The 14,678-nt window shown below is 71.1% G+C and carries 11 protein-coding genes; 3 read left to right on the plus strand and 8 right to left on the minus strand.

Annotated features, from left to right (window positions below; all coding sequences use genetic code 11):
- Positions 1-90: 90 nt before the first annotated feature.
- A complete protein-coding gene (locus tag ACFY1T_RS22635; protein WP_390789746.1) occupies positions 91-2,031 on the minus strand; it encodes an FHA domain-containing protein in 1,941 nt (646 codons plus the stop codon).
- A 171-nt stretch (positions 2,032-2,202) separates the two neighbouring features.
- Here ACFY1T_RS22635 and ACFY1T_RS22640 point away from each other — a divergent pair, with 171 nt between their 5' ends.
- Positions 2,203-3,648, plus strand: coding sequence for a protein kinase (locus ACFY1T_RS22640; RefSeq protein ID WP_390789747.1), 1,446 nt, complete (start codon positions 2,203-2,205; stop codon positions 3,646-3,648).
- A gap of 55 nt (positions 3,649-3,703) precedes the next feature.
- Here ACFY1T_RS22640 and ACFY1T_RS22645 read toward each other — a convergent pair whose 3' ends face one another.
- Both ACFY1T_RS22645 and ACFY1T_RS22650 read right to left on the minus strand, forming a co-directional pair.
- Positions 3,704-4,696: an alpha/beta hydrolase gene (locus tag ACFY1T_RS22645; RefSeq protein WP_390789748.1), complete on the minus strand. Its 993-nt coding sequence runs from the start codon at positions 4,694-4,696 to the stop codon at positions 3,704-3,706.
- An 83-nt stretch (positions 4,697-4,779) separates the two neighbouring features.
- Positions 4,780-7,296, minus strand: a complete 2,517-nt coding sequence (locus tag ACFY1T_RS22650; RefSeq protein WP_390789749.1) for a penicillin acylase family protein — start codon at positions 7,294-7,296, stop codon at positions 4,780-4,782.
- Between the two features lie 204 nt (positions 7,297-7,500).
- Between ACFY1T_RS22650 and ACFY1T_RS22655 the strand changes: the two genes are divergently transcribed.
- The gene (locus ACFY1T_RS22655) at positions 7,501-8,169 is read left to right on the plus strand and encodes a cutinase family protein (protein ID WP_390789750.1); all 669 of its coding nucleotides are present in this window, start codon (positions 7,501-7,503) and stop codon (positions 8,167-8,169) included.
- A gap of 95 nt (positions 8,170-8,264) precedes the next feature.
- On the opposite strand, the gene ACFY1T_RS22660 is transcribed toward ACFY1T_RS22655, so the two are convergent.
- The 5 genes from ACFY1T_RS22660 to ACFY1T_RS22680 are packed head-to-tail and all read right to left on the minus strand — an operon-like array spanning position 8,265 to position 12,795.
- Positions 8,265-8,972 carry an ABC transporter ATP-binding protein gene (locus tag ACFY1T_RS22660; protein ID WP_390789751.1) on the minus strand — a complete coding sequence of 236 codons (708 nt, stop codon included), beginning with the start codon at positions 8,970-8,972 and terminating at the stop codon, positions 8,265-8,267.
- Complete coding sequence (locus ACFY1T_RS22665) at positions 8,969-9,745, minus strand: ABC transporter ATP-binding protein (RefSeq protein ID WP_390789752.1); 777 nt, start codon at positions 9,743-9,745, stop codon at positions 8,969-8,971. Before ACFY1T_RS22665 ends, ACFY1T_RS22660 begins: the two co-directional genes overlap by 4 nt.
- Positions 9,742-10,743, minus strand: coding sequence for a branched-chain amino acid ABC transporter permease (locus tag ACFY1T_RS22670; protein ID WP_390789753.1), 1,002 nt, complete (start codon positions 10,741-10,743; stop codon positions 9,742-9,744). The genes ACFY1T_RS22665 and ACFY1T_RS22670 overlap by 4 nt, the downstream gene beginning before the upstream one ends.
- A complete protein-coding gene (locus ACFY1T_RS22675) occupies positions 10,740-11,618 on the minus strand; it encodes a branched-chain amino acid ABC transporter permease (RefSeq protein WP_390789754.1) in 879 nt (292 codons plus the stop codon). Before ACFY1T_RS22675 ends, ACFY1T_RS22670 begins: the two co-directional genes overlap by 4 nt.
- A gap of 1 nt (position 11,619) precedes the next feature.
- A complete protein-coding gene (locus tag ACFY1T_RS22680; protein WP_390789755.1) occupies positions 11,620-12,795 on the minus strand; it encodes an ABC transporter substrate-binding protein in 1,176 nt (391 codons plus the stop codon).
- Between the two features lie 242 nt (positions 12,796-13,037).
- On the opposite strand from ACFY1T_RS22680, the gene ACFY1T_RS22685 reads away from it, so the two are divergent.
- Complete coding sequence (locus ACFY1T_RS22685) at positions 13,038-14,672, plus strand: carboxylesterase/lipase family protein (RefSeq protein ID WP_390789756.1); 1,635 nt, start codon at positions 13,038-13,040, stop codon at positions 14,670-14,672.
- The last annotated feature ends 6 nt before the right edge of the window (positions 14,673-14,678 follow it).

Here is a 14,678-nt window from a genome sequence, read left to right on the forward strand (position 1 = left end):
CGCCACCATGCACAACCTCACCCTCACAGGGTGAAACAGCACGTCAGACACCGCTCCGGCCTGCCCGCGGCAGACCTTCTGCAACACCCTTTAGGACCGCGGGAGGGCCCGGGGGTCGGCCGGGCGGGGGACGAACACCGGGGAGTCCGACTGGTAGAAGAGGTCGATGTCGGCCTCCTCGCCGCCGACGATCAGGGTGTCCCAGGCGCCGCTCTCCCTCAGGGTGCGGAGGGTGGCGGGGGCGATCGGGGCGAGGTGGGAGCGGAGTTCCGCGTCCGTGGGCAGGCCGGGCAGCCGGGACGCCAGCCGGTCGCGGATCCCGGACATGCGCTCCAGCAGCGCGTCCAGATCGCTCCCGTCCCCGGCACCGGACGCGGCAGCCGGCGCCGGCCCGGGTGCCGCACCGGGCGCGGCGCCGCCGGCCTCCGCGCTGCGCGCGATGATGTCCCTGATGGCCCGGGTGACGCCCTGCTCGTCGGTGGTCACCATGGCGTTCCACGCCCGGCTCTTGTGGCGGTACTGGAGCATGGACATCGCCGCCTCGTGACGGATGAAGTCGGCGTCCCGCAGCGGTTTGCCCCGCCAGGCGCGGCTGAGCGAGCGGGCCAGTGAAGAGGCGGAGGCCAGACCGCTGTTGAGGCCGCGGCCCGGCCAGAAGTGGATGGCGTTGGCCGCGTCGCCCAGCAGGAATCCGTACGTACCGGGGCTGGTCGCGGTCGGGCGGCGCAGCTGCGCGGTGAACCGCGGGCGCTGCACCATGTCCAGCCGGAACGAGGTGATCGCGGACAGGTCGTCCTCCGCCACCCCGAAGAGGCCGAGGCCCTGCCGGATCTCCTTCCACAGCGGGGAGCTGCGCAGCAGGGCGGGCAGGAACAGGGTGCCGTGGGTGGGGCAGCGGAACTCGTTGTCCTCCTCCTGGCGGCTCATCAGGCAGGGGCGGGTGGCGATGCACTCCTCGAACACCTGGCGCACCGGGTCGATGCCGATGACGTTCCTGGCCTCTTCGCGGGTGAGCCGCATGTTCAGGAAGCCCTCGCCGCGCAGCGAGTTGAGGAGGAACCGGTTCTGCGACACGGTGAGCAGTACGCTCATCGGGTCGGGCAGCTTCGACTTGACGCGCAGGCCCAGGACGATGTCCTGGAGGTGCTCGCCGTCGAGGGAGTAGATCGAGGCGTCGGCCGCGCCGAAGCGGTCCGCGTAGTGCTCGCGGGTGCGGGAGCGGCCGCCCTCGCAGACCACCAGGACGTGTTCCTGGGTGAGCCGGTTCTGCTGCTCCTCCACGTCGAAACGCCGGGGGACGAGGCGGATCGCCGACCGCCGGTTCGCCAGGTCCAGCAGCCGGTCCTCGATGTGGGCGATCCGGATGTTGCGGGGCGGGCGGCCGTCGACGGAGTCCGGGCCGACGGGCCACATCTCGGAGTAGGCGCCGTCGTCGCCGAAGAGCGCGGTGAGCACCTCCTCGGACAGGGCGAGGTACTGCCGGCTCTGGACGGTCACCACCTGCTGGCGGCGGAAGTTGCCCTGGGTCTCGTCCTTCCAGACGACCGCGGCGCCCTTCCTGGTCCACCGGCCGTCGTAGAGGGTGATGGCGGTGCGACCGGGCAGCATCTCGTCGAGCGCCAGGGCGAAGGCGAGGCCGACCGGGCCGCCACCGGTGACGGTGACCCGCAGTGTGCCGGGGTCCGCGGCGCTCGGCCGGGGGACGTCCAGGAGGGAGAGGTCCATGACCGTCTCCATGGAGTCCTGCGCCTCGTAGAGGAAGGTTTCGTCGCCGATGCGGATGCAGTCGTTCGCGCGCAGGACGTGCCGGGTGACGCGCTGGTCGTTGACGAAGGTGCCGTTGCGGCTGTCCCGGTCGTAGAGGACGAATCCGCCGTCCTCCGCGAGGACTTCGGCGTGCAGCCGGGAGGCACTGGGGCTGACGATCACGACGCCGTTGTCGCTCTTGCGCCCGAAGCTGAGGGACTCGCTGCCCAGGACGACGCTCTGGCCGGTGAAGGGACCCGTGCGCCCGACGATGACCGATGGCACTGCACACTCCTCGAAAGCGATGCTGCTGACTGTTCCTACGACAGCAACACGCCATCGAGAAGGTGTTCGGTTCGGGCACGTCTCGGAAAATTTCCCCGCGCCCGGCTGAACCGGGGGCGTGGCCGGTACGTGATGTCCACGTCGGCCGGCTTGAGAGGAAGTACCGCCCCCATGCGCTACGAGGAAACCGAGACCGTGACGGAGACCGTGCTCGCGGGTGCTCCGGACGCGGTGGCCGCACCCGGCGGCGAACGCCTGATCGCGGGCCGCTACCGGCTGCTGTCCCGGCTCGGCGAGGGCGGCATGGGCACCGTGTGGCGGGCCCGTGACGAGACCCTGCAGCGGGAGGTCGCCGTCAAGGAGGTGCGGCCGCCGGGCGGCCTGGGGGCGGGCGACATCGCGCGGATGTACAGCCGGCTCGAGCGGGAGGCGTGGGCGGCGGCCCGGATACCCGACCGCCACGTGGTGACGGTCTACGACGTGGTCATCGACGAGGACCGGCCCTGGATCGTGATGGAACTGATCCGCGGGCAGTCGCTGGCCGAACTGCTGCGGGCCGAAGGGCCGCTCACCCCGCGGCACACCGCGCACATCGGCGCGGAGGTACTGGGCGCCCTGCGTGCCGCGCACGCCGTCGGGGTGGAGCACCGGGACGTGAAGCCGGCGAACGTGCTGCTCGCCGAGGACGGGCGGGTGGTGCTCGGGGACTTCGGCATCGCGATGGTCGAGGGCAGCACCGCCCTGACCATGACCGGCGAGGTGGTCGGCTCCCCCGAGTTCTTGCCGCCGGAGCGGGCGCTGGGCCGCCCCTCGGGTCCCGAGTCGGACCTGTGGTCGCTCGGGGTGATGCTGTACGCGGCCGTCGAGGGGATCTCCCCCTTCCGGCAGGACACCGCGCTGAGCACGCTGCGGGCCGTGGTGGACGAGGAACCGCCGGAGCCCTCCCGGGCGGGTCCGCTCGCCCCTGTCATCGCCGGGCTGCTCCGCAAGGAGCCCGCCGAGCGGACTCCCGCCGCCGAGGTCGCCGAAGCCCTGCGGGACATCGCCCGCGGGCCCGGGGCCACCACGACGGCCGCCCCGGTCCCGGCGAGTGCGGCGCAACGGGCGGCGGCCGGGACGCCCTCGGGGACGGAGTCCGCGGCCGCGACCCCCGTCCCCGGCGCCCCGCTGCGCAGGCGGCGTACGGCGGCCTTGGTCACGACCGGCGCGGCCGCCTGCGTACTGACCGCGGCCGGGCTGGCCTACGCCTTCACCGGCAACGGCGGGGAAGGGGCCTCCGACCCGGGCCTGCGGATGTCGGTGGTGGGCGCGCACACGACGTACACCGGCCGCTGTCCGAGCCCCGAGGGCAGGGCCCCGTCGTTCACCGCGACGTTCACGGCCTCCGAGCCCACCCTGATCTCCTACCGCTGGGTGTCCGGCAACGGCGCGGTGGTGGACCCGCACTGGCGCACCATGAAGATCGGGGACAGGGCCACGCCCACGGGGCAGGACACGGTGCACCTGACGGCCTACGCGAGGGCCGGCACGCTCACCACCGGGATGGCGGTGGAGCTCCAGAGTCCCACCCACGCCACCTCCGACCCGGTCCCGTTCTCGATCACCTGTACCGGCTGACCCTGCCGTACCGGGGCGGAGTCCAGCGGACGGGCTCACCCTCCGGGCCCTCCCGTCAGGCGGCGAAGGACCTTTCCAGCCTGGGGATCAGATCGCGGAGGTCCTGTTCCCAGCAGCCGGCGTTGTGGCCGCCGTTGCACTGGGTGCCCCAGGCGGAACCGTCACCGTAGTCGACGTAGTAGTAGGGCATCCGCAGGGCGTCCATGCTGTCCTTGACGTGCTTGGACGCGCTCTCGACCCAGAACTCCAAGTCGGTGACGTCACCGCGGCCGTTGCCCACGTAGATGGAGACTCCCACTCCCGCGAGCTTGTTCATGTGCGCCGCCGGGTCGACCTCGTTGAACCTCCAGTCGGCGTTGAACACCGGGTAGGGCGAGCCGAACACGGCGTCGCTGTCCACGCTGGGCTCGTAGGCGACGAGGGAGGCCACGACGGCCATCCGCAGGTCCATGGAGCGGACCGACAGATCGATGTCGCCCGACAGGGACGCGGTCTGGCTGAACAGGTCGGGGCGGACCTGGGCGTAGTGCAGGGCCCCGAACCCGCCCATGGAGACACCGGCGACGGCCCTGGCCTTCTTGGCGGCGATGGTGCGCAGGTTCGCGTCGATGAACGGGATCACCTGCTTGAGGTGGAAGTTCTCCCAGTTCTGGGCCCCGGCCGCGGTCCTCTGGTTGAGCCAGTTGGCGTACCAGCCCCGGGCGCCGCCGTCCGGAATGACGGTGATCATCTGGTCGGAGGTGGTCAGCGCCGGGTAGTTCTGCTGGATCGGGTCGTCGGGGGACCCGTGCAGGAAGTACAGCACCGGATAGCGCCTGGCCGGGTCGTCGTAGTAGCCGCTCGGCAAGATGATCTTGATGTGGTGCTTGCCCGCGACCTCCGGTGTGGTCACGGTGATGTGGAAGTTGCGGGGACCGCCTGTCGCCGTGTCGACCTGGGTCAGGCCGAAGCCGTCCGCCAGCGGCGGCGGCCCGGTGGGCTCGGCGGCCCGTGCCGTGCCTGCCGGTGCGGCCAGCGCCACGATGGCGGCCGTCAACGCCACCACCATGCGCCATGGACTCGTTTTCCTCATCACGCTGCTTCCCCCTTGGGAGCCTTGTCGTCGGGCATGTGGACGGAAGGGCGGCCTCATCAGGAAAGGACCTTGATCTCCAGTGCCGGCGAGGCCGCGATCTGGTCTTCGGTGAACCGTTCCGTCACCCACTGGCCGGCCGAGAACAGCCTGGTCTGGTCGGCGTGGTGCGGCGAGTTCGGGTTGGCCGACTGGGAGTAGGCGAGCACCGAGGAGGCCTGCGGCGGGCCGTCGGCGGTGAACTTCACCTGCTGGATGAAACTGGATCCGAAGGTGATGTCGAGCTTGCCGTCGACCAGGCCGGGAGTGACCACGTTCAGTACGCCCAGTTCACCGATCGAACCGTGGATCGGGATCTGCTCACCGCCGCGGGTGATCTTCTGGACGTCCGACAGCGGCGCGTTCAGGGCAACACCCGCCCTGCGCAGCGCGAGGACCGCCCGGCCGAACGCGTCGCGGACGGCGGAGCTTCCGGCGTCCAGTGAATTGGGCGTGTGCACCGGGTCCTTGGGGTCGAAGGGCACCCGCCACGGCAGTTTCTCGATCGCCTGCCCGTTCAGCAGGAAGGCCCAGTAGTTCTCGAAGAGCCACGACCCCCGGCTGTCGGCCGTGAAGTCGTGGTCCCGCCATGCGGCCAGGATCGGGCAGGCCTCGCTCACGTTGACCAGGTTGCCGTCGACCAGGATGAGCCCGAACGGGAGGCTGCGGCACATCGCGACCGTGGCGTCGAGGGCCAGGTCGGCGGCCCTGCTGTTGTCCGCGAACAGCAACTGCCGCATGTTCTCCGGTGTGAAGCCCCTGCCGGGAAGACCGTCGGTGCCGTTGATCCGGTTCTGCGCGGTCAGGATCAGCTCCTGGGTGCGCAGTGACCGGGGAGCGGCCGTATCGCCCATCACCCTCGGGAAGGACAGCGGCTGCTCGGGGTTGGCCAGCCAGGCGCTGTCGTTGGCGTTGCCGGCGAAGTCCTTGCGGATCAGACGTGGCTGCTTGTGCGGGTCCAGCAGTCCGGGCGCGACCGCGTTCGGATCGTCCGGCCAGTCACAGGCACTGCGCTTGCCGTCGAGGACGGAGACCGGCGGCACGTTCGGCAGCCGCAGCTCCTGGTTGAACAGCAGCCGCCCGGTCAGGGTCAGGCACGACTGGGCGTGCTCGTCGGTGATGTTCGCAGTGGCCTGGATGTCCGCGTACAGGGCGTTGCCCTTGCGGTCGGAGGCGACGGTGTTGAAGAAGGGGACGCCCTGCGTGGTCTCGAGGGTGTCGACCACCTCGTTGACGTCCTTGGCCCGGTCGAGGTGGAACCAGGTGTTGAGCGCCCGCAGATTGTCCGTGTTCACGTCGCGCACGGCGTGCGCGCTGACCACCCACGGCAGCGGGATGCCCAGCACCGAGGTGACGACCGGGCCGTACCGGGTGGCCCAGAGCGTCCTGGTGACCTTGCCGATGGAGCCGTCCGCGTTCAGTACGTCGACGGCGACCTGCTGCGAGGTCATCCGCTGCCAAGCACCGTCGACCAGGTAGTTGGTCGGGTTCAGCGGATCGACCTGTACGTCGAACAGCCCGAACGGGGCCACCGTGGCGACGGTGTGGCTCCAGGCGACGTCGTCGTTGTGCCCGATGTTCACCGCGGGGAATCCGAGCAGGCTCGCCCCGGAGACGTTGATCTTCCCCGGGATCGTCAGCTGGCTCTGCCACATCCGGTTCTTGCCCTGCCACGGGAAGTGCGGGTTGGCCAACAGCATGCCGGTGCCCCCGGACACGCCCTGCGAACCCACCGCCAAGGCGTTGCTGCCCATGCTCTGCTGACGGCTGACGGCCAGGGCGTCGCGGATCTTCGCCGCCGTCTCCTCGGGTGAGGATGCCGGCGGCGCGGCAGCCGGTGCGCCCGGGGGTGCGGCGGTCACCTGACCGTCCAGCAGCGGATCGGCGCTGCCCATGATGATCTCGGCGTGCGCGTGCCGGTATACGTCCAGTTCCGTGATCGGCCGCACCCAGGCGGCGCCGCGGCAGGCCGGGTCTGAGATGTTGTCCACGCCCGTCTCGGCCAGGTACCTGTTGTATCCGCGGACATAGCCGCGAATGGCTTCCCGAACCTCCGGCTCCGGCCCGTTGGGGGCGGGCTGGTCGAGCAGGCGCTCCACCACGCGGTTGTCGTTGATCCGCTGGAAGTAGAGGTCGCTGTTGAGATTGGTGGTGGTGTTCTGCTTCTCGCCGGGGCTGGCCTTGCCGTCGGGGCCCAGGTAGCGGGACTTCCGGGCGTTGACCATCAGATAGGTCTCGGCCAGCGTGCAGACGTTGTCCTTGGCCGCGGCGTATCCGTAGCCCGTTCCCAGGCCCTCCCAGTCCGAGGCGATGATGTGCGGGATTCCGTACTCGGTGTAGCGGATCGTCGGCTTGTCCGGCCCCGCTGCGGCGATGGCCGACGCGGCGGACGATGACCCGGCCGGTGACGACCCGGCCGGTGACGACGCGGCCGGTGACGACGCGGCCGGTGATCCGGAGGCAGCCATCGTGCTCATCACCGCCGCCGCGGCCATGACCGCAACCGGCAGCCTCGCCGTGAATCCCCTCCGCGCCATCGAGCCTTCCTTCCCCTGTGGTCGAGGCCTTCCTCCGAACGCACCCACGCTAGGAAGGGGCGATGAAATCCCGATGGAGTCGCCGCCCCGTCGCGGGTTTCATCGGGATGTCATCGGCCGCTGCGACGGTCGTCCGGTGACTTCGGCCGACGGCGTTACGCATCGGGAGGCGGACACGTGGGCCGACTATCCTTGGAGGATCGAATGCGAGCCAGAAGGATCTCGGCCGTGGCGGCCGGGTTTTTGCTGACGGTCGGACTTTCCGCGGTACAGGGGGCCACCGCACAGGGGGCCGCGGCGCAGGCGGCGGCCTCGTGCGAGGGCACGTACACGATCGTCGTCGGAGGTACCGGCAGCTCGTGGAACAACGACGGCTTCTACGGCAACATCCAGCAGCACGTGGGGTACCCCACCCGGATCCCCAACGGCGCGAGCGCCCGGGCGGGCGTCAATGAGCTGAACCGGCTGGTCCGCGACCAGCGCGCGGCCTGTCCCTGGCAGCACGTCAAGATGGGCGGGTACTCCTTGGGCGCCGCGGTGGTGCACACGTGGATCACCGAGAACTGGCAGACGTTCGGCAACGTCAACGCCGTGCTCATCGCGGACCCCAAGCGCCAGGGCCCTCCCGGCGCCAACGGCGGATCCGTGCCGTTCGGCGGGATCGTCGGCGCCCCGCTCGCGGGCGCCGACCGGTTCTTCGGCAACGTGCCCGTCAAGACCATCTGCCATTGGGACTACGTCTGCGACGAGTCCGCGGGCATCTGGACCTACCCGAACAACCACGTCCGGAACTACCCCGAGGACTTCAACATGGATCACCACAACGACAGTGCCAGCGAGCAGTGGTACAACGGCGCCTGGTACGCCTGGTAACCCCGCCCGTCACGCACCGCCCAGGGCCCCGCAGCGCCAACCGTGGCGGTACGGGGCCCTTCGCCGTGAAGGAGGAGCCGGAGTGCGGGGACCGCTCAGTCCACGCCGAGCAGTCGCCGTCGGTCCTCGGGGCGGGAGGCGAATTCCGCACAGGACGCCCGGTGGACGATGCGGCCCTTCTGCATCACCGCGACGTCCTGGGCCGCGGAGAAGGCGAGCCCCAGGTTCTGCTCGACGAGGACGACCGCCGTGCCCTGCGCACCCACCTCGAGGATCACCTCGCCCACCTGGGCGACGATCGCCGGCGCGAGGCCGTCGGACGGCTCGTCGAGCAGGAGCAGGCGCGGATTGCCCAGCAGGGCCCTGGCGATCGCGAGCATCTGCTGTTCCCCGCCGGAGAGCTGGTCCCCGCGGTGACCGAGCCGCTCCCCCAGCCGCGGCAGCAGCTCGAGGACGCGGGCCCTGGTCCACGGGCCCGCGGCCGGACGCCGCGAGGCGATCGCGAGGTGCTCGGCCACGGTCAGCGGGGCGAACACCCGCCGCCCCTGCGGGACGATGCCGACACCGGCGCGGGCGATCACGTCGACGCGGGCTCCGGCGATCTCCCGGCCGTCGAGGGTGACGCTGCCCCCGTACGGCCGTACGAGCCCCGTGACGGTCGAGATGAGCGTGGTCTTCCCGACCCCGTTGCGGCCGAGGACGGCGACGACGCCGCCCGCGTCGAGGTCCAGGTCGACACCGCCGAGGACGAGGCCCCCGGCGTAGCCGGACCTCAGGTCGCGCACGCTGAAGAACGGTTTCACGAGGCGGCCTCCGCGGTGCCGAGGTAGGCGCTCTGGACCGCAGCGGAGGCGCGCACCGCGTCCGGGGAGCCGGTCATCAGGTGCCGGCCGAGGTGCATGACGGTCACCGTGTCGGCGAGCTCGAAGACCATGTCGAGGTCGTGTTCGACGAGGAGTACGGTCACCTCGGCGGGCAGGGCGGCGATCAGTGCGGTGAGCCGAGCGGTCTCCGCGGGAGACATGCCGGCGGCCGGTTCGTCCAGGAGCAGCAGCCGGGGATCGGTGGCCAGCGCGACGGCGACCTCCAGCTGTCTCCGTTCGCCGTGCGAGAGTTCGGCCGCCGCGAGCTCGTACCGGCTGGGCAGGCCCACCCGGTCGAGCAGGGCGTGCGCCTGGGCGATCGTCTTCGGCCGGGCGGCGACCTTCCGCCGGCCCCCGAGCCCTCCCCCGGGCCGCCGCAACAAGGAGAGCAGTACGTTTTCCAGCACGGACTCCCGCATGAAGAGGCTGGAGTGCTGGAACGTGGCGGCGATCCCGAGGCCGACCCGGCGGTGCACGGGCAGCCGGGTCACGTCCTGCCCGTCGAAGAGGATCGATCCCGCGGTGACCGGCAGCGTTCCGGAGACCAGGCCGAACAGGGTGGACTTGCCCGCGCCGTTCGGGCCGATGATCGCGTGCCGGGCTCCCGACCGCACCCGGACGGAGACCTCGTCCAGGGCCCGGAAGGACCCGAAGTGCCGTGAGAGGTCCCGTAGTTCCAGGAGGGAGGGGTGGCCGTGGGTCTGGTCGGTCACGTCGTTCTCTTTCGGGTGGTCATGAGCGGCAGCCGTACGCCCGCCAGCCCGCGGGGCAGCGCGTACACGGCGACGACGAAGAGCAGTCCGAGCAGGAGCGGGCCTCGCCCGGCGACGGCTTCGAGGTTCCCGAGGTAGTCGCGGGTGAGCCAGACCAGCGCGGCGCCGGCGCAGGCTCCCCACAGGGAGCCGGAGCCGCCGATGACCACGGCCAGCAGCGCCAGGGCCGCGATCTCGAATCCGGCGTCGCCGGGCGAGACGAACCTCTGCACCGAGACCCACAGGGCTCCGGCGACGCCCGCCAGTGCCCCGGCCCCGCAGTAGACGGTCAGGGCGTAGCGCCGCGTCGGATAGCCGATCGCCCTCATCCGCGGCTCGTTGTCGCGGATTCCGCGCAGGGCGAGGGCGAAGGGGGTCGAGCCCAGGCGGGTGACGGCCGCGAGGAGGAGCAGGAACACGGCCAGTACGTGGAAGTAGACGAGCCCGTCCAGCGCCAGTGCGGGCATGCCGGGCAGCGGAACGACGGGCGGGATGCCCGATATGCCGTCGGTGCCGTTCGTCACGGGCTTCCAGTTGACGGCGGCGCTGTACGCGATCTCGCCGATCGCCAGGGTCAGCATCAGGAAGACCACGCCCCGCGCCCTCACCGCCAGCCACCCGGTCGGGACCGCCACCAGCGCCGAGACGCCTGCGGCGATGAGCAGCTGGAAGAGTCCGACGTCGGTGAGGCGCGTCGCCACGATGGCGGCGGTGTAGGCACCGACTCCGAAGTGGGCCGACTGGCCGAGTGTCGGCAGCCCCGTCAGGCCGGTGAGCAGGTTCACGCTGACGGCGAGGAGCGCGAACACCAGGATGCGCGACAGGGTGCCGATGGCGTACGGGCCGAGGACGAAGGGGGCCACGGCGAGTGCGAGGACCACGGCGGCCGCAGACAGCCGCCGCCCGGCGGCGCCCGCGGTTCCCGCGGTTCCCGCGCCGGTGGTTGCGGTCCGGTTCATGCGCTCACCGCCGATGGGACCAGGCCGTTCGGCCGGACGACGAGCACGATCAGCATGGTGCCGAAGAGCAGGAAGGGCGCGTACTCGGGGAGCAGCGCCACCCCGAGGGTCTGCACCTGCCCGATCAGGAGCGCTCCGGCGAGCGCACCGCGCACGGATCCGAGACCGCCGACGACCACGACCACGAGGGAGAGGACGAGCACGGTCTCGTCGACGCCCGGCCCTGGGCCCAGGATCGGTGCCCCGAGGACGCCGCCGACCGCCGCCAGGGCGGCGCCGGAGGCGAAGACCCCGTACAGCACCTTGCGGACGTCGACCCCGAGTGCGCGCACCATGTCCCGGTCGGCGACCGCGGCCCGTACCAGCGCGCCGAGCCGGCTGCGCTCGAAGACGAGGTGGACGAGGAGCACGAGGCCGGCCGCGACGCCGATGAACACCAGCCGGTAGACCGGATAGGCGTGGCCGACGAGGTCCACCGTGCCGCGCAGGGCCGACGGCGGGTCCGTGGGGAGCACGTCGCCGCCGAAGGCCGCGGCCAGCAGGTCCGCGACGATGAAGGTGATGCCGAGCGTCAGCAGGGCCTGGTCCAGGTGCCCGCGCCGGGCGAGCGGCCGGGTGAGGAACGTGAGCGCGGCCCCGCCCGCACCGCCGGCCAGGGCGCCTGCCGCCAGCGCGAGGACCAGGCCCCACAGGCTGCCGTCGGACAGCGCGTAGGCGACGTACGCCCCGCCCAGGTAGAGGGTGCCGTGGGCCAGGTTCAGCACGTCCATCATGCCGAAGACCAGGGAGAGCCCGACGGCCATCGTGAACAGCAGCAGACCGAAGGCAACCCCGTCGACGACGCTGACGAGGTTGCCGTTCAACCATCCGGTCATGTCAGCCGCCCAGCCGGCCGAGCTCGGCGGTGACGGTGTTGGCGCCCTGCTTGACCTCGCGCAGGTACCACGGCTGGACGGGCGTGCCCGCGTTGCCGAACTTCCAGGTGCCGCGCGGGCTGTCGATGTCCCCCACCTTGGAGATGGCGGCGTTGACCGATTCCGGGGTCACGGTGCCACCGGCCGCCTTGATGGCCTTGTCGAGCACCTGCGCCGCGTCCCATGACGCCATCGCGTAGGTGGTGGCGGGCGCTCCGTAGGCGGACCGGTAGGCGGGTGCGAACTGCCCGTTCGCCGCGTTGTCCAGGTCGGCGCTGTAGTTGAGCGCCGTGAAGATGCCTTCGGCCGCCTCCCCCTGCCCCTTCAGTACGCCGCCCTCGGTGAGGAAGCCGGGTCCGTAGAGCGGGATCTTGCCGGCCAGCCCGAAGTCCCGGTACTGCTTGACGAAGTCGACGGCGGCGGCGCCCGCGTAGAAGCAGAAGACCGCCTTCGCCCCGGAGTTCTGGATCTGGGCCAGGTAGGGCTGGAAGTTCTTCGTCCCCGGGAAGGGGGTGTAGACCTCCTCTCCCGCGAGTTTGCCGCCGGCCGGGAGGAAGGTGGACTTGAAGCCCTCCACCTCGTCCTTGCCCGCCTGGTAGCCCGCGGCGACCAGGAAGACGGGGCCGCCGGCCTTCTCGGCGACGTACTTGCCGAGCGCCTTGCCCGGCTCGTCGTTGACGTACGACGTGCGCCAGACGTACTTGGTCCCGGTCAGCGTCGTCGGCGAGGCGTTCGAGCCGACGAGCGGCACCTTGCTCGTCTCGAAGAGGTCCTTGACCCCGTTGATGGTGGCCGAGCTGACCACGCCGCTCACCGCCAGGACCCGGTCCTGCTTGACGAGCTTCTCCGCCGCCGCCTTGCCGGAGTCGGCCGTCTCCCCTTCGTCGGCGGTCACGATCTCCACTTCCCGGCCGCCGAGTCTGCCGCCGTGCTGCTTGACGTAGAGCTCGAAGCCCTGCTTCATGTCGTCGCCGAGCGCCTTGTACGTTCCGGACTGCGGGACGAGGAGCCCGATCTTCACGGGCCCGTCCTGCTTGTCGCCGTCGCCGGTCCCGAGGCTGGCGCCACCGCACGCGGTGGTCAGCAAGAGGCCCGTCGTGACGGCGATCAGACCAACGGGGCGATACCGACCTGCCATGGAGACTCCGTACGTGGTCAGCCGGCCCTGGTGGACCGGGTGTTGCCGATGGGGTGCCTGGAGGGTGACACGTGTCTATCGCGTTAATGAGACGGCCGTCAATAGTTCGCGAGACATGGAGCGATAAGAGCCCCGCACCCCTTGACCCCGCTCACGGATGTGCCGTAACACTTGCGGTCGTCAAATCTCCGCTATGCCATATATCGGCGGCGGTCCTGCGATCAGTCAGGGAGCGAAGCACCATGACCGACGATCCATCGCGACGCGAAGTCCTCAAGAACGGCACGGTGTTGGCCGGAACCGCACTGCTCGCCTCCGGGGTTCCGGGTGGGTACGCGGCGCGGGCGGCGGCGAAGGCGGACGACCCCTCCCCCGTCGTGGACCTGCCCGCGGGCCGGCTGCGCGGAGCCGTCGAGGGAGGCCTCGCCGTCTTCAAGGGCGTTCCCTACGCGGCGCCGCCGGTCGGCCCGCTGCGCTGGCGCCCTGCCCAGCCCCATCCCGGCTGGTCGGGAACGCGCGACGCCACCGCGTTCGGCCCCAGCGCACCGCAGCTCTACCGGGAAGGCGGCGACCCGGTCCTCGGATCGCACGGCTCTCCCCCGTTCGACGAGGACTGCCTCACCCTCAACGTCTGGACCCCGCGGGCCGACGACGCCAAGCGGCCGGTGATGCTCTGGATCCACGGAGGCGGCTTCCTCTCCGGATCCGGCTCGCTGCCCGTCTACTCCGGCGAGACCTTTGCGCGGGGCGGCGATCTCGTCGTGGTGACCGTCAACTACCGGCTCGGACCGCTGGGGTACCTCTACTTCGGCGAGGACGGGGCCGGCGGGAACTTCTGGCTCACCGACCAGCTCGCCGCCCTGCGCTGGGTACGGGACAACATCGCCGCGTTCGGCGGGGACCCGGAGAACATCACCCTGGCCGGCCAGTCCGGCGGCGCGTTCTCGGTCGCGGCGCTGGCCGGTGCCCGCCCCGCGGGCCGCCCGCTGTTCCGCCGCGCCATCCTCCAGAGCCCGCCGCTCGGCCTGCAGGTCCCCACGCGTACGGAGTCGTTGCAGCGCAGCGCCGCCTTCCTGGACGTCCTCGGGGCCAAGGACGTGGCGCAGCTGCGGACCCTGCCCTGGCAGCAGCTGGTGGGCGCCACCATCGAGATGTTCAAGCGCACCGGGCGGTGGGGGTACTGGTCCACCCCGTTCCTGCCGGTGATCGACGAGGTGACGCTGGACCGCCATCCCGCCGAATTGCTGCTCGGCGGCCCCGGGGCGGACATCGACGTCCTGATCGGCTGCACCAGGGAGGAGGCCAACTTCGCCTTCGCGCTCGACCCCGCGTACGCCGCCGCGACCAAGGAGCAGGTGCTCGCGCGGGCGAGGGACACCTTCGGGAACCGGGCTTCCGAGGCGTACGGCGCGTACGAGGAAGCCCGGCCGGGCGCCCGCCCGGTGGACGTGCTGATGGACCTGATCAGCGACGACCTGTTCCGGATGCCCGGCCTGGCGCTCGCCGAGCGGCGGGCGGCGGCCCGCAAGCGGCCGGTCTGGGCCTACCAGTTCGACCTTCCGACGCCCGCGTACGGCGGCAGGCTGGCGGCGGCGCACTGCCTGGAACTGCCGTTCGTCTTCGACAACTTCGACAAGTGGGCGCAGGCCCCGTTCCTGACCGGGCTCGATCCCCGGATCCGTGAGGGGCTGGCCTCCGCCGTGCACGCGGCATGGATCTCCTTCATCCGTACCGGCGACCCCAACCACCCGGCCCTGCCGAACTGGCAGCGCTACGAACGGGACACCCGGACCACGATGCGCCTGGACTCGGTCACCACCGCGACGAACGACCTGGCCGGCCACTGGCGGCGCCTGCGTCGACCGACGGGCTCCTGACGCGTC

It is taken from the genome of Streptomyces sp. NPDC001194, assembly GCF_042896985.1.
Taxonomy (GTDB): Bacteria; Actinomycetota; Actinomycetes; order Streptomycetales; family Streptomycetaceae; genus Streptomyces.

What these genes read in the sequence shown, in the direction of transcription:
- ACFY1T_RS22640 (WP_390789747.1), top strand. Translation starts at nt 2,203, where the DNA reads ATGCGCTACGAGGAAACCGAGACCGTGACGGAGACCGTGCTCGCGGGT.
- ACFY1T_RS22645 (WP_390789748.1), bottom strand. Translation starts at nt 4,696, where the DNA reads ATGGTGGTGGCGTTGACGGCCGCCATCGTGGCGCTGGCCGCACCGGCA.
- ACFY1T_RS22650 (WP_390789749.1), bottom strand. Translation starts at nt 7,296, where the DNA reads ATGGCGCGGAGGGGATTCACGGCGAGGCTGCCGGTTGCGGTCATGGCC.
- ACFY1T_RS22655 (WP_390789750.1), top strand. Translation starts at nt 7,501, where the DNA reads ATGCGAGCCAGAAGGATCTCGGCCGTGGCGGCCGGGTTTTTGCTGACG.
- ACFY1T_RS22670 (WP_390789753.1), bottom strand. Translation starts at nt 10,743, where the DNA reads ATGAACCGGACCGCAACCACCGGCGCGGGAACCGCGGGAACCGCGGGC.
- ACFY1T_RS22675 (WP_390789754.1), bottom strand. Translation starts at nt 11,618, where the DNA reads ATGACCGGATGGTTGAACGGCAACCTCGTCAGCGTCGTCGACGGGGTT.
- ACFY1T_RS22680 (WP_390789755.1), bottom strand. Translation starts at nt 12,795, where the DNA reads ATGGCAGGTCGGTATCGCCCCGTTGGTCTGATCGCCGTCACGACGGGC.
- ACFY1T_RS22685 (WP_390789756.1), top strand. Translation starts at nt 13,038, where the DNA reads ATGACCGACGATCCATCGCGACGCGAAGTCCTCAAGAACGGCACGGTG.